This is a genomic window from Kitasatospora humi, assembly GCF_020907985.1.
Taxonomy (GTDB): Bacteria; Actinomycetota; Actinomycetes; order Streptomycetales; family Streptomycetaceae; genus Kitasatospora; species Kitasatospora humi.
In genome coordinates this window covers 1-21,834 of record NZ_JAJJPA010000022.1, presented here as the reverse complement: position 1 = coordinate 21,834, position 21,834 = coordinate 1, and the positions used below count along the sequence as shown (strand labels likewise).

23 protein-coding genes are annotated in these 21,834 nt (G+C 73.7%); 12 read left to right on the top strand and 11 right to left on the bottom strand.

Translation table 11 applies throughout. The features are described 5' to 3' along the window. Positions 1–20 precede the first annotated feature (20 nt). The 5 genes from fxsT to LN042_RS20950 form a co-directional block, all read right to left on the bottom strand. Entirely contained in the window at positions 21–3,596 is a 3,576-nt protein-coding gene (fxsT, locus tag LN042_RS20965; RefSeq protein WP_230052824.1) for an FxSxx-COOH system tetratricopeptide repeat protein, read from the bottom strand. Between the two features lie 75 nt (positions 3,597–3,671). Next, complete coding sequence (locus tag LN042_RS37770; RefSeq protein WP_308191841.1) at positions 3,672–3,812, bottom strand: hypothetical protein; 141 nt, start codon at positions 3,810–3,812, stop codon at positions 3,672–3,674. A gap of 34 nt (positions 3,813–3,846) precedes the next feature. Then, the gene (locus LN042_RS37765; RefSeq protein WP_308191840.1) at positions 3,847–4,020 is read right to left on the bottom strand and encodes a hypothetical protein; all 174 of its coding nucleotides are present in this window, start codon (positions 4,018–4,020) and stop codon (positions 3,847–3,849) included. A 210-nt stretch (positions 4,021–4,230) separates the two neighbouring features. Beyond that, complete coding sequence (locus LN042_RS20955) at positions 4,231–5,070, bottom strand: class I SAM-dependent methyltransferase (protein ID WP_230052823.1); 840 nt, start codon at positions 5,068–5,070, stop codon at positions 4,231–4,233. 45 nt (positions 5,071–5,115) lie between these two features. After that, positions 5,116–5,805, bottom strand: coding sequence for a CGNR zinc finger domain-containing protein (locus tag LN042_RS20950; RefSeq protein WP_230052822.1), 690 nt, complete (start codon positions 5,803–5,805; stop codon positions 5,116–5,118). Positions 5,806–5,897: 92 nt separating this feature from the next. Here LN042_RS20950 and LN042_RS20945 point away from each other — a divergent pair, with 92 nt between their 5' ends. Then, positions 5,898–6,638, top strand: coding sequence for an MBL fold metallo-hydrolase (locus tag LN042_RS20945; RefSeq protein ID WP_230052821.1), 741 nt, complete (start codon positions 5,898–5,900; stop codon positions 6,636–6,638). A gap of 7 nt (positions 6,639–6,645) precedes the next feature. Here LN042_RS20945 and LN042_RS37760 read toward each other — a convergent pair whose 3' ends face one another. Then, positions 6,646–7,491 carry a class I SAM-dependent methyltransferase gene (locus tag LN042_RS37760; RefSeq protein ID WP_308191839.1) on the bottom strand — a complete coding sequence of 282 codons (846 nt, stop codon included), beginning with the start codon at positions 7,489–7,491 and terminating at the stop codon, positions 6,646–6,648. 159 nt (positions 7,492–7,650) lie between these two features. Here LN042_RS37760 and LN042_RS20935 point away from each other — a divergent pair, with 159 nt between their 5' ends. After that, positions 7,651–8,460, top strand: a complete 810-nt coding sequence (locus LN042_RS20935; protein WP_230052820.1) for a DUF6585 family protein — start codon at positions 7,651–7,653, stop codon at positions 8,458–8,460. A gap of 21 nt (positions 8,461–8,481) precedes the next feature. Here the strand turns inward: LN042_RS20935 and LN042_RS20930 are convergent, their stop codons facing one another. Continuing rightward, positions 8,482–8,958: a VOC family protein gene (locus tag LN042_RS20930; protein WP_230052819.1), complete on the bottom strand. Its 477-nt coding sequence runs from the start codon at positions 8,956–8,958 to the stop codon at positions 8,482–8,484. 235 nt (positions 8,959–9,193) lie between these two features. Further along, positions 9,194–10,168, bottom strand: a complete 975-nt coding sequence (locus LN042_RS20925; protein WP_230052818.1) for an ArsR/SmtB family transcription factor — start codon at positions 10,166–10,168, stop codon at positions 9,194–9,196. An 89-nt stretch (positions 10,169–10,257) separates the two neighbouring features. Here LN042_RS20925 and LN042_RS20920 point away from each other — a divergent pair, with 89 nt between their 5' ends. From LN042_RS20920 to LN042_RS20900, 5 genes are all read left to right on the top strand, one after another. Further along, a complete protein-coding gene (locus tag LN042_RS20920; protein ID WP_230052817.1) occupies positions 10,258–11,550 on the top strand; it encodes an MFS transporter in 1,293 nt (430 codons plus the stop codon). A 227-nt stretch (positions 11,551–11,777) separates the two neighbouring features. Beyond that, positions 11,778–12,713, top strand: coding sequence for a serine protein kinase RIO (locus LN042_RS20915; protein WP_230052816.1), 936 nt, complete (start codon positions 11,778–11,780; stop codon positions 12,711–12,713). Between the two features lie 82 nt (positions 12,714–12,795). Continuing rightward, complete coding sequence (locus LN042_RS20910; protein ID WP_230052815.1) at positions 12,796–13,707, top strand: alpha/beta fold hydrolase; 912 nt, start codon at positions 12,796–12,798, stop codon at positions 13,705–13,707. Positions 13,708–13,715: 8 nt separating this feature from the next. Next, positions 13,716–14,246, top strand: coding sequence for an RNA polymerase sigma factor (locus LN042_RS20905; RefSeq protein ID WP_230052814.1), 531 nt, complete (start codon positions 13,716–13,718; stop codon positions 14,244–14,246). Continuing rightward, a complete protein-coding gene (locus tag LN042_RS20900) occupies positions 14,243–14,707 on the top strand; it encodes a hypothetical protein (RefSeq protein ID WP_230052813.1) in 465 nt (154 codons plus the stop codon). The genes LN042_RS20905 and LN042_RS20900 overlap by 4 nt, the downstream gene beginning before the upstream one ends. Before the next feature lie 30 nt (positions 14,708–14,737). Here LN042_RS20900 and LN042_RS20895 read toward each other — a convergent pair whose 3' ends face one another. Continuing rightward, positions 14,738–15,499, bottom strand: a complete 762-nt coding sequence (locus LN042_RS20895) for a LysR substrate-binding domain-containing protein (protein WP_230052812.1) — start codon at positions 15,497–15,499, stop codon at positions 14,738–14,740. A 57-nt stretch (positions 15,500–15,556) separates the two neighbouring features. On the opposite strand from LN042_RS20895, the gene LN042_RS20890 reads away from it, so the two are divergent. The 5 genes from LN042_RS20890 (at position 15,557) to LN042_RS20870 (ending at position 20,448) form a co-directional block, all read left to right on the top strand. After that, positions 15,557–15,952 carry a DUF5997 family protein gene (locus tag LN042_RS20890; protein WP_230052811.1) on the top strand — a complete coding sequence of 132 codons (396 nt, stop codon included), beginning with the start codon at positions 15,557–15,559 and terminating at the stop codon, positions 15,950–15,952. A 713-nt stretch (positions 15,953–16,665) separates the two neighbouring features. After that, positions 16,666–17,592, top strand: a complete 927-nt coding sequence (locus LN042_RS20885) for a TIGR03619 family F420-dependent LLM class oxidoreductase (protein ID WP_230052810.1) — start codon at positions 16,666–16,668, stop codon at positions 17,590–17,592. Between the two features lie 85 nt (positions 17,593–17,677). Then, the gene (locus LN042_RS20880) at positions 17,678–18,436 is read left to right on the top strand and encodes an SDR family NAD(P)-dependent oxidoreductase (RefSeq protein ID WP_230052809.1); all 759 of its coding nucleotides are present in this window, start codon (positions 17,678–17,680) and stop codon (positions 18,434–18,436) included. Between the two features lie 41 nt (positions 18,437–18,477). Continuing rightward, positions 18,478–19,008: a hypothetical protein gene (locus LN042_RS20875; RefSeq protein ID WP_230052808.1), complete on the top strand. Its 531-nt coding sequence runs from the start codon at positions 18,478–18,480 to the stop codon at positions 19,006–19,008. A 609-nt stretch (positions 19,009–19,617) separates the two neighbouring features. Further along, on the top strand, positions 19,618–20,448 hold the full coding sequence (locus LN042_RS20870) for a polysaccharide deacetylase family protein (RefSeq protein ID WP_230052807.1): 831 nt from the start codon (positions 19,618–19,620) through the stop codon (positions 20,446–20,448). Positions 20,449–20,523: 75 nt separating this feature from the next. Here LN042_RS20870 and LN042_RS20865 read toward each other — a convergent pair whose 3' ends face one another. Continuing rightward, the gene (locus LN042_RS20865) at positions 20,524–21,018 is read right to left on the bottom strand and encodes a DUF5709 domain-containing protein (protein WP_230052806.1); all 495 of its coding nucleotides are present in this window, start codon (positions 21,016–21,018) and stop codon (positions 20,524–20,526) included. Between the two features lie 157 nt (positions 21,019–21,175). Next, the coding region (locus LN042_RS20860; protein ID WP_230052805.1) for a hypothetical protein at positions 21,176–21,834 on the bottom strand (659 nt) is incomplete at its 5' end.

The window sequence follows — 21,834 nt, the reverse complement described above, 5'->3', positions numbered from 1 at the left end:
CGAGTCGCACAGGTCCAGCGCTACAAGTCGCACAGGTCCAGGTGTGCCGACAACCGTTCCCCAGCCGCCACCGCCCGGGTGAGCGGATGCTCGGCCCCCAGCGCGGCGGTGCCCTCGCGGGTGCAGGCGGCGGTCAGCTCGGCCGCCTGGTCCTGGTGCCCCAGCGCGGCCAGGTCGAGGGCGAGGTTGGCGCGCGCCGCGAGGACGTCGTAGTGCGAGGTTCCGAAGGCGGTGACGAGCAGGCGCGCGGCCCGCCGCCCCAGCGTGACCGCCCGCTCCGGATCCCCCCGGTCGGCCAGCGCGGTGGCCTGGTTGACCAGCGCCGGGCCCAGGTAGCAGTGCTCCGCGCCGAGGGCCCGGGTCAGTCCGGCCACCGCCGCGTCGGCCAGTGCCCGGGCCTCACCGGTACTGCCGGCGCCGCGCAGGTGCACGGCGAGGTTGGCGGCCAGTCCGAGGGCGATCGGGTGGTCGCCGCCGTAGTGGTCCTGGCCGGCCCGGTGAGCGAGCGCGGCGATCCGCACCGCCGCCGCCACGTCGTGCTGGGCGTGCCGGACGGCCGCCAGGGTGTTGGCCGCGGACAGGGTGTAGTAGCTGCTGCGCCCGATCATCTCCAGGAAGCCCTCGTGCGCCGCCTCGGCGAGCTCGGCGGCCTCGTCGTGGCGGGCGACCCGGAAGTAGACCGCGGCCAGCTGGGCACCGGCGAACAGGGCGCCGCTGTACCGCCTGCTCACCGTGCGCCGGTGGGTCTGGACGATGACTTCCAGGAGCTCCAGGGCCTCGCGCAGCCGCCCGGTCTTCTGCAGGGCCATGCCGTAGACCGTCGCGCCGAGCAGGGCTCGTGGGTCGGTGGGCCCGAACAGCCGGCGCTGGCCCAGGTAGGCGCGCCGGTAGAGTTCCAGCGCCCGCTGCCAGTTCCCGGCCAGCGCATCGGAGACGCCCAGGTTGTGCGTCATCATCACGACCCGTGGATGGGTGCGGCCGAGTGACTGCTCGCCGGCCTCCAGGCTCTCCTGGTCGAGCACCCGGGCTTCCTGGAACCGGCCCAGCATCCGCAGGTCGCTGCCCAGGTTGCTGGCGGCGATCAGGGTCTGGAGGTGCCGGGGGCCCAGCTCGCGGCGGAAGCGGTCGTGGGCGGCCCGGTCGATGGCGTAGCTCTCCTGGAACTCGCCCTGGTCGCGCAGCACATTGGCGAGTTGCACCCGCAGCATTCCGGCGTAGAGGCCGTCGGACGGCACCCGGCCGCCGTCCGGGCTGGCGTCGGACCAGCGCTCCAGGGTGCGTTCGGCCAGTTCCCTGGCCTCCTGGCCGAGGCCGGTCTTCCACAGCTGGCGCACCGCGTTGACCAGCATCTGGCGCACCTCGGCCTCGCGGGAGTCGGCGGCGCCGCTCGGCCACAGGTGCGGCAGCAGTTCGGTGAAGGCCTGCCAGGTGTCGGCCGCGTCCGGGTCCTGCGGGGCCACGGCGGCGAGCGCGAGTTGGGCGGTGCGGCGCAGCTCGCCGCGGCGCTCGTCGGGCACCTGGTCGCGGACCACGGCCTGGACCAGTCGGTGGACGGTCAGTGACTCCCGGCCCGCGTCGGCCCGGGCCAGTCCGGTGCGGTGGATGGTGCGGACGAGTTCGCCGAGTTCCAGCCGGGCGCTGAGCGGGTCGCGGCCGAGCCCGAGGCGGTGCAGCAGCGGCGGGCTGAACAGCAGCGCGGTGGGGATCGGCTCCGGGCCGAAGTGCGCGCAGACCTCCAGCAGGTCCGCGGCCCGGGCGTTGCCGCGGCGCAGCTCCTCCAGGGAGAGCAGCCAGGTGGCGGCGACCGACCGCGGGTACTCGGCCTCGGGCAGCCGGGTGCGGTCCAGGATCTCGGTGAGCGTGGCGGACAGCAGGTCGAGGTAGCCGGCCACCGGCATGCCGCTCTCCTGCAGCCAGGCGGCGGCCTGGGCGATGGCGAGCGGCAGGTCGCCGAGCTGCCCGGCGACCTGTTCGGCCGACTGTTCGCTGAGCCCCGGGTTGTACCGGCGCAGCAGGCGCAGGCTCTCGGAGCGGCGGAAGACGCCGAGTTCGAGCACGGCGGCGCGCCGGTTCCAGCCGGGGTCGCGGGAGGTGACCAGCACATGACCGCCGACCGGGCCGTCGAGCAGCCAGCGGGTGAGCTGTTCGGGCGGTCCGGCATTGTCCAGCACCAGCAGCCAGCGCCGGTAGGGCTCGCCGCGGTGCAGGGCGGCGAGCACCCGGCCGGCGGTGTCGGCGCTGTCGTCGCCGCTCTCCAGGCCCAGCCAGGGTGCCAGCGCGGCGAGTTGGGGGGCGAGGTACTCGACCTGCTGGGCCGCGATCCACCAGATCAGGTCGTAGCCGGCCCGGAAGCGGTGGGCGTACTCGGCGGCCGTCTGGGTCTTGCCGACGCCGCCGAGGCCGGTGACCACCTGGACGCTTCGGCCACCACCGGTGAAGCCCTCGCGCAGGGCCTCCAGTTCGGCGTCACGGCCGGTGAACGCGGTGTTGCGGGCGGGGACGTCGAGCGCCTCGGGCAGGGCGCCGGGGTGGCGGGCCGGTTCACCGCCGGCCGGCGACGCGGCGGTCGGGAGCCGGCCGACGGCGGTGGCGAGGCGGGCGGCGGAGTCGGCGGCGGTACTGCCGACCAGGTCACCGACCGGGTGTTCGGCGAACAGCCTGGGCAGTGGGCCGTCCAACTCCCGGACCCGCAAGGGCACCAGGGCGCTCACCCCGCGGACCACCTGGTGTCCGGACAGGGCGCGCCAGAGTTCGGCGGCGCGGGGGTGGCGCAGGTAGTCGCCGGAGAGCAGGGCGACCACCCGCCCTTGACCGGCCAGTGTCCAGGAGACCTCTGCTGACTGACCGTCAGAGTTCTTGTCGAGGCTGTGCAGTGAGCTGCGGTAGCCGAGCGCGGTGAGCTCGCCCACCGCCCATTCGGCCCACATCCGTTCGGCGGGAGCATAGCTGACGAAGAGGTGGCTCGGCGGCGCCGGAGGGTCCACCACCGGTTCGCTGGGCGGCGTCGGGGACGACTCGACGGGGAACACGCCCCGCAGCTCGCGCAGGTTGAGCCCCGGCAGGCCGGGCAGCCGGATCCGGCCCGCGGCGCGGCTGACCCGCTCGGCCAGCACCTCGATGACGCGCCGGTAGTCGGGCCCGTCGGGCTCCTCGACGAGCAGCCGGCACAGCCCCAGCTCCGCGTAGCGGTCGCCCAGCGCGGGCTCCCGGTACTGCACCTCGCCGACCGGCTCGGGCGGCCCGCCGGGCACGGGCTCCCAGAGCACCGGCAGCAGCGCGCCCGGATCCCATCCGGTCTCCTGCTGGTAGGCGGCGGTCCGGGCCCGGAAGGCGGTCCACTCCTTGCCGCAGTAGACGCTGGTGAAGTACGCCGGCGAGTACAGCGCCACCAGCGCGCGACAGCCGCCGATCGCCTGGCTCAGCTTCCGTTCCCAGTCCGCTCCGAGGAAGATCTCCTCGACGTCCCGGAACGACGGCTGCCGGGCGGCCTCCGGGTCCCGCCGGGCCAACTCGGCCCGCAGGTCCTGGTGGAACCGCGCGATCACCGTCCCGTCGTCATCCGCTCGCGCATAGCTGAGAAAGAAGTACGACTCCACCCCGCCTCCCACCGCACTGGGCCATCAAGTGTGGCTCAGTGCGGGCGACTTGCGTAGGGGTCGGACGGCGGCTGATCAGCCGGGCCGGGTGCCGGCCGGCAACGCCCGCTGGTTGACGTCCCGTTGGTCGGCCAACCAGGTCTGCATCCGGCCCCACCGTGCCCAGCCGCCGTGCTCGGCGAACGCCTCGCGGTAGACGGGGTCTGCCGCCGCCACTCGGCGGCGCGACGACCTGGCCGGCGGCGGTGGCCTACTCGATCAACACCGGCAGTTGGGAGCGCCCCTGGCGGTCGAGGCGGTAGGCATCGGCGACCGGGCGCAGCCGGTGCGGGAGGTCGGCGTCCGGTGGGTAGTCGCGGTGGGCGGCGTCGCCGGGCATGAAGTCCGGTTCCTCGCTGCCGTCGTCGGTGATGCGGTGCGACATCGGGGCGCCGTCGAATCCCCGGGGGCGCGGCGCCCGCAGGTGGGCGTGCAGGGAGGGCGGGCGTGGTGGGTGGTGGCGGGCGGTGCACCAGTGCGCCGCGCCGAAGCACCGCGCCCGCGTTGGCCATCCCACCGGCCAACTGCTCGGTGGGGTCGGCCTCGTGCTCGTCCGTCATCGCGATCCTCCGGGTACCGGCGCCGGCGCGGCCCGTCAGCGGTGGGCGTGCACCAGCAGCGCGGCGTGCGGGAGGCTCAACAGGCCGTCGGGATCGGTGAACTCCTGGCTGAACCGGTCGAAGTGCCGCCTGATCTCGACCCGGGTCTGCTCGTTCTGGGCGAGCAGCAGCTGTCCGATGAAGCCGACGCCGGCGGCGGCGCCGTTCCACCATGCTTGCGGGGTCGTCCGGTGGACCCAGTGCAGGGTGTCGGTCGCCGCCTCGCGCAGGCCTGCGGCAGTCAGCAGGGCGGCGAGGCCCTCGGGCGTGCGGGAGAAGTCGCACTCGGACGGTACCAGCGGCAGATGGGCGGGCCGGGTGACGCCGGCGGCCTCGACGGCGCGGCCCAGCAGCGCCTGCCCGGGTGCGGCGGGAACGGCCCAGATGGTGAGCGCGAGCCGACCGCCCGGCCGCAGCACCCGCCGCAGCTCGGCCACCGCGGCGAGCGGCTGCCCTACGTGGTTGAGCACGAAGTTGCCCGTCACGGCGTCGAACGTCTCGTCCTCGAAGGGCAGTTCGGGCAGCACGGCGACTTCGGCGGCGGCCGGTCCGGGAACCGCCGCTCGGACCAACTCGATCATGCTCGGCTCGGCGTCCACCGCCGTCACGACCGCGCCGCGCTCGACCGCCGCGACCGCCACCGATCCGGTCCCGGTGCCCACGTCCAGCACCCGGTCACCGGCGGTCACACGGGCCGCGTCCAGCAGCGCCGGCACGGTGTGCGCACAGAGCAGCGCGAAGCCGCCGGCGAACGCCTCGGCGCGGCCGGCCCAGGCCTGGCGCTCATAGGCGTCGAACTGAGTGGGGTGAACAGCGGGCGGCGGAAGGCTTCGCATGCACCCGAACCTAGCGGCGCGGGTGATGTCCTGTCACTCCCCCGGTCACCTGCCGCTCCCGGTCGCCCCGTCACTCCCCGCCACCTGGGCCCGCTGAGCACGGCGGGCGTACGCCCGGGCCGCCCGGACCCGATCGCCGCACCGCACCGAGCACCAGTGCCGGGCGGCGTGCGTGCGCACCAGGAACCGGTTGCAGGGGCTGGCGCTGCAGGCGGCGAGGCGCTCGCCGTCCGGGCCGGTCAGCAACTCGGCCGCGTCAGCGGCGATCGCGGCCATGGCGTGTTCGGCGACCCGGTCGGCCGGATGGGCCGGGGCGCGATGCGGCCCGTGGGCCTCGTCCCAGTGCAGCAGCGAGGCCGCGGGCGCGGTGGTCAGTGCGGTGTTGACCGCGCGCACCGCTTCGGGCGGGGGCAGCGTGCCGTCGATCCGGGCCGCGAGCAACGTCCGCAACTGGGCGCGGAGTTCGCGCAGCCGACCCGCGCAGTACTCGTAGAGCACGGCGTCATCGGGAGCCAGCTCGCGTTCGACCAGCCAGCGGGCGGCCGCGTCGGGTGTGGCGAGCAGATCGAGGCGGCCGGCGCGCAGCGCGAGCTCGCTGTTGGCGAAGTCGAGCGCGACATGCCGCTCCGCGCCCGGCGCGGGCGGCGGCGGTGCGAGGTCGGCGCTCGTGGTCCGGATCGTGGCTCCGGCGGACTCGGCGGACTCGGCGGACTCGGCGGCTGCCCTGGCTCTCATGACTCTCATGTTAAACCTTGCGCTTCTCCGTGAGGACCGGCTAGTTTCTCTCACGTCAAATCGTGAACTTTCCCGTGAGGAGAACCCTGGCCATGGCTGACATCCGCGTCTTCGGCGGCCCGACCGCGCTCATCGAGTTCGGCGGCCTGCGCTTCCTCACCGACCCGACCTTCGACCAGCCCGGCAGCTATCCGAGTGGCGATCGCGTGCTCACCAAGACCGCCCCGACCGCCGTCACCCCCGCCGAGCTCGGCCCGGTCGACGCCGTGCTGCTCTCCCACGACGAGCACCCGGACAACCTGGACACCTCCGGCCGCGCCTTCCTGGCCACCGCCCCGCTGGTGCTGGTGACCCGCAGCGGCGCGGGCCGGCTCGGCGGCAGCGCCCGCGGCCTCGCGCCCTGGGAGTCGGTGGAGCTGCCCCGGCCGGACGGCGGCACGGTCACCGTCACCGCCGTGCCCGCACAGCACGGTCCGGACGGCTGCGAGCCGGTGATCGGCGAAGTCATCGGCTTCATGCTGACCGCCGCTGACCTACCGAGCCTCTACGTCAGCGGCGACAACGCCTCGCTCGCGGTGGTCAAGGAGATCGCCGACCGGTTCGGACCGGTCGACACGGCGCTCCTGTTCGCCGGCGCCGCCCGCACCCTGATCTTCGACGGCGCACTGCTCACCCTGGACAGCGCGCAGGCCGCCGAAGCCGCCGCCGTCCTGGGCGCCCGCCGGGTGGTTCCGGCGCACTTCGACAGCTGGGGCCACTTCACCGAGGGCCGCGAGGCGCTGGAGGCGGCGTTCACGGCTGCCGGGCTCGCCGATCGCCTTCAGTTCTGCTGACGTACGGTCAGTTCACGGCTGCGGGTACCGTGCTGATCGCACGGGCCGGGTCGAGCCCGGCCGGCCGGCCGCGGTGCCCGTGCTCGCGGGCCGGGTGCGCCATGGCACCCGTGCCGCACCCGACGTCCAGCACCGACTCGGCGCCCACCACCAGCGGGAAACAGCAGGCGTCATCGGCGCGGGTGTCGGTACCAGGGGTGAGCCGGTCGTAGAGCACGGCGCCGTCGGCTTGCGAGTACGTCGGCGCAGTGTCGGGCGCCCGCGACCACTCGGCAACCGCTATCCGACGGAGGATCAACGGGCGTCGAAATCCCGGGCCTTGAGCTTCGCCATGCGCCCGTCCGCGTGGTGGAACACGACCCCCCTCGGCGCCGGATTCGGCCGCCAGGTCCAGGACCAGCCGACGCAGGGAGCCGAAGTCGCGTGCCGGGGTCGGCAGCACCTCGGCTGTCGCATGGCGCAGCAGGGTGTGCGAGTCGCACCGCTCCGGGTTGCCGTTGATCCTCGGGCCGACCGGTTCGTAGGTGCCCGGTCGCCAGTCGCCGCCGGCTGCCGGCGCCTGCGCCTGGAATGCCGCGAAGGACGACCGGGCCATCGGCTCCCAGCCCTGCGTCTTGCCGGTGACGGGGTCGGTTTCCACGGCCAGGTAGCCGGCGGGTGCGGACCTGCCGGGCCTGACCTCGCGGCGGGCCCACCAGTCGCCGTGCCCATCGAGCATCACGCAGGTGCCGTCGTACTTGCGCCTGGCCGTGCCCTCACCGGCGAGCACCCACTCGCACCCTGGATCGACCTCGGCGGTGAGGGAGCGCCGGTCCTCGGGATCGCGCGCGAAGAGCGTCGGGATCTTGCGCATCCGGGTGCCTCTCCGGACTGGTCACGGGAGGTCAGAACTGGGCCCACGGTGTCGGAGATGTGGTGTCACCGGAAGCGAATTACGGCGGTTTCGCGTCGCAACTGTCGGCGAATCGGTAGCTTCCTGTCAGGTAGTGGTGACGAGCCTTGGGGAGACGGCATGACGGCGCACCTCGACGCAATGGCCGAGCAGGCGCGGCTGGGCGGGTTCCGGAGAACGTTCCGGCCCACCCGGCGGCGCAAGTGGGCTGAGCTGACACCCGGGGCCAAAGCGGGCCAGGTGATCGCCATGGTGCTCGGGCTCGCCTTGGTGGCGTTCATCATCGTCGTGGTCTGGGTCGCGAACTCGGTGGCGGGTCTGGTCGTGCTCGCGGGCATGGTCGGTCTCTTCCTGCTGGCCCGTCGCGGGACGAAGATCGAGGCACGCAACAGCGAGGGCCGCGAACTGCGCTTCTACGAGCGGGGCGTGGCCGTGGTCGAAACCGGCGGCGCCACGATGAAGGCGTTCCGGTGGGACGACGCGTCCGTGCTGCAGAACATCACCAAGCACTACCGCAACGGCGTGTACACACACACCTCGTACCTCTACACGCTGTCCGGACCGGGGGGCGAGACGGCCCGGGTCAAAGGCGGGACGATCGGCGGCTTCGAGGCCCCCGACACCTGGGGCACGGAGATCCAGCAGCAGGTCACCGCGGTGCAGTTGCCACCGGCGCTCGCCACCATACAGGCCGGACTCACCCTCGAGTTCGGCCCCTTCGCGGTGAACGCCGAACGGCTGAGCGCGGGCGGGAAATCGGTGGCCTGGTCGGAGGTGCAAGAGATCAGGACCAACAAGGGCTATCTCTCGATCAAGCAGCAGGGGCGCTGGCTGAACATGACCACCAAGGCGGTGAGCCAGATCCCCAACTTCTTCGTCTTCCGGACCCTCGCCGACCTCCTGGTCGAGGCCGCGCGCACCCCGCGGTAGGGCACCGCGCCGCCGTCACCCCTACCCGCCCGCGTGCGCCTTCCGGAGGGCGGCGATGTCGAGCTTTCCCATGCCCATCATCGCGCGGGTGGCGCGGGCGGCCTTCTCCGGGTCGGGGTCGCCGATCATCGCCGGCAGTTCGGTCGGGACGACCTGCCAGGAAACGCCGAACTTGTCCTTCAGCCAGCCGCACGGCCCCGGCTGGCCGCCCTCCGTGAGCTTGTCCCAGTAGTGGTCGACCTCGCTCTGGTCGGCGCAGTGGATCTGGAACGAGATCGCCTCGGAGAAGGTGAACTCCGGGCCGCCGTTCAACCCGATGAACGGCTGCCCGTTGAGCTCGAACTCGATCACCATGACCGACCCGGCCGGCCCCGGCCCGGCCTCGCCGTAGCGGGTGACCTGGCCGATCCGGGAGTTGGGGAAGATCGACAGGTAGTGCTTGGCGGCCTCCTCGGCCTGCCCGTCGAACCAGAGGCAGGTGGTGAGCGGACCGGTCATCGCGGACCTCCAACGGGGTGCGGGATCGAAGGTGTGCTGCTTCCATGCGTACCGCCTCGCACTGACAACGGGGTGCCGACGCGCCGCCGGGTCAGGGACGGCCGCCCCGGATGATCGACCGGACGACGGCGGCGCGGCGGTGCGGGCCCCCGGGCGCGGCGGCACCGCTGGGCGCCGGTCCCTCGCCGTGTCCGGTCTCCGCCCCCGGGTTCTCCCGGGCACCCAAGGACGGGCGTCACGCGCCCGCGGCCGCCGCCAGCAGGGCCTCGGCAGCACCGGTGCGGGCGTACAGGACGAAGCGGCCGACCCGGTGGGCGGTGACCAGGCCGGCGGCGCGCAGAGTGGTGAGGTGCTGGGAGACGCCACCGGGGGTGATGCCGGTGCGCCGGGCGAGGTCCGTGGTGGATGCGGGGGCGTGCAACTCGGCCAGCAGGAGGGCGCGGGAACGGCCCACGACCGCGGCGAGCGCCTCCGGCGCGGGTGCCGGCGCCTGCTCCCAGAGCGTGGCGACGCCGCGCGGCGGGTACCGCAGGGTCGGCTGCCAGCGCGGACTGGTGACCGAGTGGACCTTGGAGCCGCCGAAGACCGTGGGCACCAGCAGCAGGCCGCGACCGCCGAGCCCCTTCGCCCCGGAGTGGTAGCGGTGCGGCACCTGCAACGTGTCCTGCTCCCAACTCACGCCCGGGTCAAGGCTGTCCAGCAGCCGCTGGGCACCGCCCTCGGCGAGCAGCCGGGCCCGGTGCAGCACGTCGCCGCGCAGCAGGGTGAGCAGCCGCGGCCAGTGGGGGGCGAGCACCAGCTCCCAGTAGGCCTCGACGGTCTCGGCCAGCTCGGCCAGGCCGCGCTCCGGGTCCTCGACGAGTGGGGCCAGGCGGGGTGAGCCGAGGGCGGCGACGGCCTCGCGGACCAGTTCGGGCGGGGTGGCTCGGAGCACCGTGAGCTCCAGCGCGAGGTCGGGCTCGGGCACGGACGGCGGCGGGGCGATGAACACCGGCAGCATGACCGGCGGCAGCGGTACCAGCGCGGCGAGCAGCGACCAGTCCAACCGGGCCGCCGCCAGCCGGGCCCGTGCCGGTTCCAGCCAGGGCCGGTAGAGCGCCGACCTGTCCGGCTGCCGGAGCATGCGCGCGCTCGCCATCACCTCCCAGAGCGGCGACACGGCGAACCGAGTCCTGGCAAGGTCGGCGGCGGTGAACGAGAGCGCGAGCATGCGGTCCTCGACGGGCGAACGGGGGCGGTGGATTCAGCCCACTCTAAATTCCTGGAGCAGCCGGGCCGACCGCCGCCACAGTCTGCGCCATGACCACAGCCCAGCAGACCACTCCCCCACCGGCAGCAGCCGCGTCCGCGCCGCGCAGCCTGCTCACCGAGCGCCCGTTCCGCCTCCTCTACACCGCCGCCGCGGTCAGCAAGCTCGGCACCGCGGTCAGCTCGCTGGCGATCCCACTGGTGGCTGTCGTCGCCCTGCACGCCGGTGCGGCGCAGGTCGGCCTCCTCGCCACCCTGAGCACGGTCGCCTTCCTGCTGATCGGGCTGCCCGCGGGGGCCTGGGTGGACCGCTCGCCCAAGCGGCGGGTGATGGTCGCCGCGGACCTGGTGCGGGCGGTCGCGCTCGGCTCGGTGCCCGCGGCCTGGGCGCTGGGCCGGCTGACCTTCACCCAGCTGTGCGCCGCCGTGCTGGTCAGCGGCGTGGCCACGGTCTTCTTCGACGTCGCGTCGCTGAGCAGCCTGCCGGACCTGGTCGGACGGGACCGGCTCACCGAGGCCAACGCGCACCTGGTGACCACCGACGCGCTCACCCAGATCGGCGGCCGCACCGTCGGCGGACTGCTGCTCGCGGCGGTGGCCGCACCGGCGGCGGTGCTGGTGGACGCGGTCAGCTACGTGTGGTCGGCGGCCTGCCTGCTGCGCCTCGGCTCCGGCCCGGCGCCGGTCCGACGCGGGGGCGGCCGCACCGGGATCCGCGCGGAGATCGGTGCGGGGCTGCGGTTCGTCCGGCAGGACCCGGTGCTGCGGCCGATCGCGCTGGCCGGCGGGTGCACCAATCTGTCGATCCAGCTCTGCCAGACGGTGCTGCCGCTGCTGATCACCCGTGAGTTGGGGCTGCCGTCCTGGGTGCTCGGCCTGTTCTTCGCTGCGGGCGGGCTCGGCGTGCTGCTCGGGTCGCGCTGCGCCCGGCCGCTGGCCCGGCGGTGGGGCGCCGGCCGGGTGCTGTGGCTGATGGGCGTGGTGATCGCGCCGTTCGGGCTGCTGATCGCGCTGGTCGACCGGGGTGGCTGGCTCTGGGCAGCCGCGCTCGGCTGGTTGGTGACCACCTTCAAGGTCGGCATCGACAATGTGCTGAAGGTCAGCTTCCGGCAGGCCGTCACTCCGGACCACCTGCTGGGCCGGATGAACGCGACGATGCGGTTCGTGCTGACGGGTGCGCTCTGCGTGGGTTCGGCGCTGGCCGGCCTGCTGGGAGCGACCCTGGGGGTGCGGGCCGCGCTCTGGGCGGGCGCGGCGGGCTTGGCGCTGGTCTGGGTGCCGATCAGCCGCTCCCCGATCCGCGGGGCACGCGCCCTCCCCGGTGCGCGGACGGCACCCCGGTAAATCGGTTGCGTCCCGCCGCCGGCCCGATACGATCACGGAGTTCCGCCAGTGGGACGCGGACGGCCGCCTGCCGTCCGGTCGGAGAGAGAGAGGTGCGTGAACGTGACGGCCGCCATGACGCGGCGCGCTCTGTGCTGCGCGCCAGAAGCCTCCCCCGTTTCCCTGCCCACCGGCTGACGGCTGCTGACGCGGCCTCCGGTGGGCCCCTCCCACAGGAGATCGCCGAAGTGCGTGAGCGCTTTTCCAGCAGCGAGTCGTTCGTCCGGATGCGCGGCAAGGCAGCCGGCCGCCGGCGTTCCTTCGACGAGGACGGCTACGAGTACCAGCCCTACGGCCTGCCGGAGACCGACGCGGAGCCGGCCCCGCCCCTGGACGGGCCGCCCAGCGGGGACCGCTGGTCGACCTGGGACCAGTCGACGCCCACCGAGAAGGGCCCGGAGCCGCGCCCGGATTGGGTTGTCACCGAACTGGCCGCCGTCGACACCGAGTTCGGCATCGTGAAGACCGGCAAGGAGGCCGACGTCTTCCTGCTGGAGCGCGGCGTGCCGGGCACCGACCGCCGCACCCTGCTGGCCGCCAAGCGCTACCGCGACGGCGGGCACCGGCTCTTCCACCGCGACGCGGGCTACCTGGAGGGTCGCTCGCACAAGGAGTCCCGGGTCAGCCGGGCGATGGCGCGCCGCACCGAGTTCGGCAAGCAGGTGATCGCCGGCCAGTGGGCCGCCGCCGAGTTCGCCGCGCTCTCCCGGCTGTGGAGCACGGGTGTCGCGGTGCCGTACCCGGTGCAGATCCTGGGGACCGAGATCCTGATGGAGTTCATCGGCGACGAGTCCGGCACGGCGGCTCCCCGGCTGGCCCAGCTGCGCGCCGAGGAGGCCGAGTTGGCGAGCCTGTGGGACCAACTGGAGCAGAGCCTGGTGCTGCTGGCCAGGGACGGGTACGCGCACGGCGACCTGTCCGCCTACAACATCCTGGTACACCACGGCCGGCTGGTGATCATCGACGTGCCGCAGATCGTGGACGTGGTCGCCAACCCGCGCGGCCGGTCGTTCCTGGAGCGCGACGTGCGCAACGTCGGTGCCTGGTTCGTCTCGCGCGGGCTCCCGGAGGCGGCGGTGGACGAGCTCTCCCGCCACCTGGTCCGGGAGGCCCGCTTCGACTGACCGGTGGTGTGACGCGGCTCACCGGATAGTCCGGGCGGGCCGCGTCCTCTTCCTGGCTGACGACGATCACCAGGAGGTTCAGATGCGGCCTGCCCGACCGGACGCGCCCCGCCGGCCGTTCCCCGAAGTCCCGGGTGTCACCCACCGGTTCGTCAGCGCACGCGGCGTCGCCTTCCATCTGGCCGAGGCGGGCCCGGCGGACGGCGAACCGGTGCTGCTGCTCCACGGCTTCACCCAGCACTGGTACACCTGGCACCGGGTGCTGCCCGAACTCGCCGACGACCACCGGCTGATCTGCCTCGACCTGCGCGGCTGCGGATGGTCGCAGGCGCCCGGGCGCGGCTACCACAGCGCCGGCCTGGTTCAGGACGTGCTCGCGGTGATGGATGAACTCGCCTTGGAGCGGGTGCGGTTGATCGGCCACGAGTGCGGCGGCTGGCTCGGTTTCCTGCTCTGCCTGGCCGCCCCGGAGCGGTTCGACGGCTACCTGGCGCTCAACACCTCGCACCCCTGGCGCCGGGCGAAGGGCCGACTGCCGCTGGACGCCTGGCGGTTCTGGTACACCGCGGCCTGGGAGTACCCGGGGATCGGGCGGCGGGTGCTGCGCCACTGGCCGGGCTTCACCCGCTTCCTGCTGCGCCACTGGACGGCCGACCCGTCCTGCTGGGAGCCGGCCGTCCTGGAGGAGTTCGTCCAGGCCCTGCGTGCTCCGCAGCGGGCCCGGGCCGGTGAGCAGTTGCTCTGGCAGTTCGTGCTGCACGACATCCCGGCACTGGCCACCGGGCGGTACCGCGAACAGCGGTTGGCGGTACCGACCTTGATGCTGTGCGGTGATCGCGATCCGGTGACCCGGCCCGCCCGGGAGGTGCCGGGCGTCACGGTCCGCGTGGTGCCCGGCGGGCGCCTGCTGCCCGAGGAGAACCCGCGCGCGGTCGCCGACGCCGCGCGGGAGCACTTCCGGACTGCCGGAATGCCCGGGGCGGAAAGGAGTTGAGAACAGCCGTGGAGCAGCAGACCGGGCCGGGCGGCACCTCGGCGACCGGGATCGATCCGGCGCTGGTCCGGGCCGCCCAGCAGGGCGATCCGTTGGCGCTGGCAGACCTGATGGAGCTGCTGACGCCGTACGTCGGACGGATCTGCGGACCGATCGCCCGGCAGGACGGCCCGGACGCCGCCCAGGACGCGCTGATCGTGATCCTGCGCGGCATCCGGCAGCTGCGCGAACCGGCGGCGCTCCTCGGTTGGGCCCGGACCATCGCGGTGCGCGAGGCGGTCCGGGTCGCCCAGCGGGCCGGGCGCACGGTCACGGCGCCGCTCGACGAGCTGCGGGCGGCCGGCGATCCGCAGCTGGCCACCGACGTCGAGGACGCGCTGGCCCGGCTCACCCCCGAGCACCGGGCCGTGCTGGTCCTGCGCGACCTGGAAGGGGTGGACGAGTCGACGACCAGTTCGGTGCTGGCGGTGCCGCTCGGCACGGTGCGGTCCCGGCTGGCCCGGGCCCGGCAGAGCTTTCGGAAGGTGTGGGAGTCGTGACCGACAACTGGATCGTCGCCGAGCTCGACCCGGTCCGCCGGCTCAGGGTGCTGGCCGCCGCCGTCCCGGGCGCCGTGCGGCACCGCGAGATCGTGCTGCCCGTGCCGGTCGACCGGGTCTGGGCGGTCGCCTCGGACCTCGAACGGGAGCTGCCGCGCCTGCTGACCACGGTGCGCGGCTTCCGTTTCACCGGCGGGGAGGGCGAGCGGCTGCGGGCCCATGCGGTGGGCCGGTTCGGGCAGCGGGCCGACTTCGACGTGGTGCTGCGCCCGGGCTGGTGCCTGATGCGGAGCCGCTTCGTGCTCGGCGCGATGGCCGCCGTGCCGGAGGGTGAGGGCACCCGGTTCGCCACGCTGGGCGGCTTCCGCCTCCCCGGCGCCCGGCTGCTGAGCCCGCTCACCGGGCTGCTGGGCGACGTCGCGATCCGCCGGCTCGCCGAGCACCCGGCGCTGCAGGACTGACGCCCGGCCCGCCTGGCCCGCCCGGCGCGCTCAGCCGCGTCGGCGCGGCTTGCCGCGCTTGGCCGCGGCCGCGCCGCCCCTGCTGCTGCGGGCGGCCGGCTTCGGCCCTGGCTTGCGGGCCGGCGCGGCAGCCGTCTTGCGGTCCTTCCTGACCTGCGGCTTCGCCTCCGCGGCAGCAGCGGTGCGACCCCGGGAGCTGTTGACCGTGCGGCCGCGGACGATACCGATGAACTCCTCCACCAGGTCGGTGGTCCGCTGCTCCGGCCAGGAGAGCGCGACCTGCGACTGCGGGGCGTCCACCAGCGGGCGGTAGGTGAGGTCGCGGCGGTGGTGCAACCGGGCCAGCGACTGCGGCACCACCAGCAGACCGACCCGGGCCGCGACCAGCTCGATCGCGTCGCCCGTGGTCACCGGCCGTTCGAAGCCCGGCTGACCGGGGCGGGTCTCCCAGTGGATGGTCTCGTCCTGCGGGTGCCAGATCACCTCGTCGGCCAGCTGCTCGACCAGCAGCTCCTCGTCCTCGGTGAGCTCGTGGTCCTTGGGCATCACCACCACGGTGGTCTCGGTGTAGAGCGGGATGGCGCTGAGCACCGTCCGGTCCACCGGCAGCCGCAGCAGCGCGACGTCCGCCGTCCCGGCGGTCAGGACCTGCTCCGCCCCGGCCGCCGCGACCGGCAGCAGCGTGAGCGGAACCTCGGGCAGCCGCTGCTCCCAGATGCGGATCCACTTGCTGGGAGTCACGCCCGGCACGTAGGCCAGCCGGAAGGAGGAGGTCGCCTGGTTCTCTGTCACGCGCCCAGGCTACCGTCCGTGATCGGGGTGGGCCCACACTCGACTAACCTTGGGGCCATGACATCGCTCAAGCCGAAGACGACCCAGACCATGAAGCCCGCCACGGCGGCGAAGAAGCTCGAGATCTACCTGCCCGCCACTCCCGCCGAGTTCCAGGAGGGCGTCGTCTCCCGCGATGAGCTGAACTCCCTTCAGACGGATCCGCCGCAGTGGCTGGTGGAGCTGCGCAAGAACGGCCCGCACCCGCGCTCGGTGGTGGCCGCCCGGCTCGGCGTCTCGACCTCCGGGCTGGCCCGGGCGGGCGTCACCGAGGCGCTCACCACGGCGCAGATCCAGGAGCTGCGCGACGCCGCTCCCGAGTGGCTGCAGCGCGAGCAGAGCATCCAGGCCGAGGTGCGCAAGGAAGAGCTCCGGCTCAAGGAGAAGCAGGCGCAGCGGGCCAAGCGCAGGTAGCGGCGGTGCCCGGCGGCTGGTCCGGCCAGTCCACGGCACGGCCGGGCTCGTCGGCGGTGCGCAGCCGGGCGTGCCGCAGAGTTCGCAGATGATGCCCGTGTTGCCCATGGCCCACCCGGGCACGGTTCCAGCGAGCTCCGCCCGCGGCGGTGCTCGGTGTTTGACCAGCGGACTCCGTCGGTGTCGACCGTGGCCCGGACCGGCAGGTCGGCGGCCAGGGTGTCGGCGAACACACGTCCGTCGCCGTTCTCCGCCTCGCGGCCGCCGGCCGGCGCCCGCACCCCGGCCGTACCGCAGCACCGGCCGCTGATGACCCTGAAGCCCGGGCGCAGGCGGCACGGCAGGCCGGACCGTCGTACCGTGTGCCGGCGGCGGTCGACCAGCGCGGACCACGGCGGCTCGCCGAGCGCGCGGTGCAGCTGCCGGAACGCCTGGGCGTCACCGGCCGGGCCCTGGCACCAGCCGTAGCCGTACCGCTCGATCGGCTCGAGTTGTTGCCGCGGGTCGGAGTGCGCGCCAGGACCGGATCGGGCCGGCCTCGTCGCGGGCGATCACGTCGGCGGCTCGGCTACCGAACCGGCGATCAGCGATCAGCGACCGGCGACCGGCCGATCAGCGACCGACGACCGACGACCGGCGATCGGCGATCGGCGACCGGCGACCGGCGACCGGACGTTCATCGAACGTCAAGTGGACTGCGGCAGGCTGGGCGCATGCACATCGGACTGTCCATTCCCCAGTACGGCCGCTTCGCGGACGCCGGCTTCGCCGCCCGGGCCGCCGTCGCCGCCGAGCAGATCGGCTACGACAGCCTCTGGGTCGGCGACCGGCTGCTGGTCGCGACCGCACCGCGCAGCCAGTACCCCGCGGGCGGCGGCAACGCCCCCCGGGAGCACCAGGTCTTCCTGGACCCGCTGGCCCTGCTGACCGTCGCAGCCACCGTCACCAGCCGGGTCAGGCTGGGCAGCAGCACCCTCAACGCGCTCTGGCAGCCACCGGTGCTGTTGGCCCGCTCGCTGACCACGCTGGACCACGTCAGCGCGGGGCGCCTGGACGTCGGCCTGGGCCTCGGCTGGTCCAAGGACGAGTACCAGGCGGTCGGGGTGCCGTGGGCCGGGCGCGGTACCCGGTTGGAGGAGACCCTGGACGTGCTGGAGCGGGCCTGGGCCGAGGACGCGGTGATCGAGCACCACGGTGCCCACTGGACCGTCCCCGAGGCGATCATGCGCCCCAAGCCGGTGCAGCGGCCCCGGCCGCCGGTGCTGCTGGGCGGCTTCAGCCAGGCCACCCTGGAGCGGGTCGGCCGCCGGGCCGACGGCTGGCTGGCCGGCGGACTGCCGGTGCCGGTGCTGGCTCAGATGTGGCAGGCCGTCAGGCGGCGCGCCGAGGCGGCCGGGCGTGACGCCCAGGTGCTGCGCCTGGTGCTCAGGGTCAACCCGGTGCTGACCGCCGAGCCGGTGCCCGAGGCGCAGGTGCCGCGCCACGGCACGGTCGACCAGCTGGTCGGCTATCTGAGCGGCGTGGTCGAGGCGCTCGGCGCCGAGGTGCTGCTCGACCTGCACTTCGCGGCCGGTGATCCCGAGGAGTACGTGGCGCTGGCCGCCGGCCTGCACGACGCGCTGCGCGAGCGCGCTTCCTGAGCGGCACCGCTTGCTCTGAACGGCACCGCTTGCCCTGAACGGCACCGCTTGCCCTGAGCGGCCGTCAGGTGCGATCTTGTCAGGCGTGGATCTTGGACTTTCGGGCAAGAAGGCGTTCATCACCGGTGGCACCCAGGGGATCGGGCTGGCCGTGGCACGGGCGCTGGTCCAGGAGGGCGTCCAGGTGGCGGTCTGCGGCCGGGACCCGGAGCGGTTGGCCTCGACCGGCCTGCCCGGCGTCCAGGCCGACGTGACCGACCCCGGGCAGCTGGGTCGGGCCGTCGACGACGCCGCCCGACTGCTGGGCGGGCTGGACCTGTTGGTCGCCAACGCCGGCGGCGCGTTCGGCGGCGGCCTGCTGGACTCGACGCCCGAGGAGTGGGCGCAGACCTATGCGATCAATGTGCTGCACGCCGCGCATGCGATCCGCACGGCGGTGCCGCACTTCGAACGGCGGGGCGGCGGCAGCGCGGTGGTGGTCGCCTCGATCACCGGGTGGAAGCCTGGTCCGAAGTCGTCCTACGCCTCCGCCAAGGCCGCCGAGATCCACTTGGCAGCCACGCTGGGCCAGGAGTTGGGGCCGCGCAACATCCGGGTGAACGCGCTCAGCCCCGGTTCGGTGCTGGCCGAGGGCGGCGGCTGGGAGTGGTTCAAGGAGAACCACCCGGAGCGGTTCGAGAAGTTCGAGCGGGAGGACTTCCCCCGGGGCCGGCTGGTGGAGCTGCGCGAGGTCACCGACGTGGCGTGCTTCCTGCTGTCGCCGAGGGCGAGCGGGATCAACGGCGCCAACATCCGTGTGGACGCCGCCCAGGACCACCCGAGCGCCGGTCGGTTGTTCCCCTGAGCGGCACCCCTCGGGGAGTTGTCCGGGTAAAGTGCGAAATCATGTCTGGGGAACCGCCGTTCATCGACGACGACAGCGACCATGACGTCTGCTGGTTCTGCCCGGCGCTGCGGTACCCGGCCGGGCGGTTCGACGTGTACCGGCGGCCGGCCAAGGACGCCCCGTTCGATCCGGCCACCGGTTTCCGCTACACGGCGGCCGGGATCCCGGTCTGTGTGCATCCGTACAAGGTTGGCCTGCCGGCGGCCCGTTACGCCAGCAGGCGCCTTCCGGTGCCGGACCGCGCGGCCCGCCCGCCGGCTCCCCGGCCGCCGCTGCTGCGCCCCGACGCGCCACCACCGCGGCGCACCCCCGCACCTCTGCCCGCCGAACCGGACGATGACGCCGTGATCCTGGCCGGCGACCGCCCCCTGGTACCCGAGGAGCTGCTCGTCCTGCTGCGCGACCGGCTCGGCCAGGCCGACCCGGAGCTGTTCGCCGAGGCCGTGGCCGAGGCCGAGCTGACGGCCTGCCACAGCTTCCCGGCGGAGGCCGTGGTCGCGGCGATGCGCCAGGTGCTGAGCGGTGGTTGACGTTGCGTCAGCCATGCGAGCCATCGAGCGTCGGCACTGCAGACCGGCACCACCGGTCCGTCCTTGACCATCTGAGCGTCCGTCCGACCGGCTGCGGAGTGGGTCACGTCACGGCACGCCGATCGCGCGCGCCAAGTCCCGGATCCTGCTCGGGCCGTCGGCCGCCGGTGCCCGTACCACGGGCGCGTGGCGCGGCCGGGAGCCCGGCAAGGCCGAGGTGGCCGTGGACCGTCGCGACAGCCGCCGTCCAGCAGTTCCAGTAGCTCCAGCAGCTCCGGCAAGTGGCGCAGCCGGGCGCCGGGTGGAGACCGCCGAGCACTTGGTCGGTCATACGGAAAGCCGGCCGCACCGGAGCGGACGCTCGACGTCGGAGACGGCAACCGGATCCACTGGGAGGCCGGTGGGCGGCAGGCCGCCACCGCCCACCTCGAGCACCAACGCCACAACCGCCGCATTGTCATCGCAGCTCCCGACCGGTTCACGGGCGACACGCCGGTGTTCGGAGAGGTGGACGCCTGACCATAAGATGATCCGCAAAGGGGACGGGGGAACCGCTGCGGCACAGCGCGGTGTCCTCCCGTTGGGAGGTAACGCGATCCAGGAGGGCCCGTGTCAATATCACCCAGGATTCCGCAGCCGCGCCGCCGTCTGCTCGCCTGGACGGCGGCCGGCGCCGCGAGCCTCGCGGTCGGCACGCTGGCCGGGTGCTCCGACAGCGCTCACGCGTCCGGCGGAGCGGCACCCGAGCCGTCCGACTCATTCTCCCCGGGCGCCCCGCTCAACCCGTCGGCGGCCGCCGGCCTGCCCGGCCCGATGGCCGCCTCCCCGGTCGCCGTCCGCAGCAAGCCGGTCTACAAGATCCACGACCTGCTGCCCGACGCCCCGTCCGACGCGATCGCGCTGACCATCGACGACGGCCCCAACCCGGTCTACACGCCGCAGCTGCTGGCCCTGCTGCGCAAGTACGACATCCAGGCCACCTTCAACGTGGTCGGCAGCGAGGCCCACGCCCACAAGGACCTGATCCGGCAGATCGCCGCCGACGGGCACATGGTGGCCAACCACACGATGACCCATCCGCAGCCCCTCTCCAAGCGCACCGCGGCCCAGATCGACGCCGAGATCGCCGACGCGCAGTCGGTGATCGTGGACTGCGGGGCGCCGACGCCGACGCTGTTCCGCTCGCCGGGCGGCGACTGGTCACCGGAGATCTTGGCGGCCTCCGCCAAGTACGGCATGGTCCCGATCGACTGGGACGTCGACCCCCGCGACTGGTCCCGCCCCGGGGTCGCCCACATCACCCAGAAGCTGATGGCCGCCCGCCCGGGTGACATCCTGCTCTGCCACGATGGCGGCGGCGACCGCTCGCAGACCCTGGAGTCGCTGAAGAGCGTGCTGCCCGCGCTGAAGGCCAAGGGCTTCACCTTCGTGCGGTTGTGACACCCGCCGGGCCCCGATCGGCGCGAGGAGTGCCCGCCCGGGCCCGTCGGGGCCGTGGGGCCCTCCAGCGTCCGTTCAGCGGTAGTCGTCGGAGCGGGCGGTGTCCTCCAGGTCGTCCAGGATGGCGTAGCGGATCGCCTCGCTGAGGCTCTCCGGCTCGGTGGCATCGCCCAGCTGGGAGTCCGCGTCGTCGTCGGGGTCGGTCACGTGGACGGCCGCCTCCTCGGCGCTGGCCGCTCCGCAGTTCCGGCCGACGTCCGAGGCCTGCGTGTCGTCCGGCCCGGGCACCAGGCGCCCGGCCCTGGGGCGCGGCCCGTCGCTCCAGCGGTCGTCGACCGCGTCCGGCGGCTCGTCCGGCTCCTCGGCGGCCAGCAACCGGTCGAGCGGCTCCCGCTGCTGCCCCTCGGCCGGGGTGGTGCCGTAGGCGGTGGCGCCCTGGTAGCCGCCGCTGGTGGTCAGGCCGGTGTCCAGGGGGTCGTCGTCCAGCCGGTCGGTCTCCAGCGAATCCGCGGGCTGCAGCACGCCGTCGTCCTCCACCGGGACGAAGTCCCGGTCGTCAAAGTCGGTCATGGCACACCTTCCGTCCGTTCGCGGGCGGGTCCGGTCCGCCGTGGCTGCTCCGGTCAGCGTGCGAAGCATGAGGCGTGCGACTTTTCGCCCACACGCTCATGCTTCGCAACCCGTGATCGCTCTGCAACTTCTCGGGGGAATCCAGGGGCCGCCGCGCTCAGGGGATGTACCACTCCTGGGCCTTGTCGCCCGGTACGCAGGCGTCCATGGTCACCCGCTGTCCCGCACCGTGATCGGTCATGCAGTGCCCCTGGCCGCTCTGCGAGTCCTCGATCAGGTGGGCGCCCCGGGTGCTTCCGGCGGCCACCATGAAGTACGGGCTGAAGTCGGTCGGACCGCGCAGGTCGAGCGAGTTGGAGGATCCGCTGAAGTTCGGCACGTCGTTGAGCGCGGGGCTGCTGGTGTTGCACGGGTAGAAGGCGTCGAAGCTGCCGGGCACGTAGACCCAGCCGTACTCGGTGTTCTCGTTCATCACCACGGGCGCACCGCCGGTCATGCTGCCCGAGAAGCCCAGCTTGAGGCCGTCCGAGACGTTGGTGAGGTAGCCCCAGGTGCCGCCGCCGCAGCCGGACGGTGGCGTGCCGCCGCCACCGGTGCCCGGGGTGCTGCCGCCACCGCCGGGGTTCGCGCCGCCGCCGGGGGTGCCGCCGCCCGCCGGGGTGCCGCCGCCGCCCGAGGGGCCGCCTGACGAGCCGGCCGCACCATTGGCCCCGCCGCCGGCCGCACCGTTGCCGGCCGAGCCGGCCGGTGTGCCGCCCTTGCCGCTGCCCGATGAGCCGCCGCCGTACACCCAGTACCACCTGGACATCATTTCGC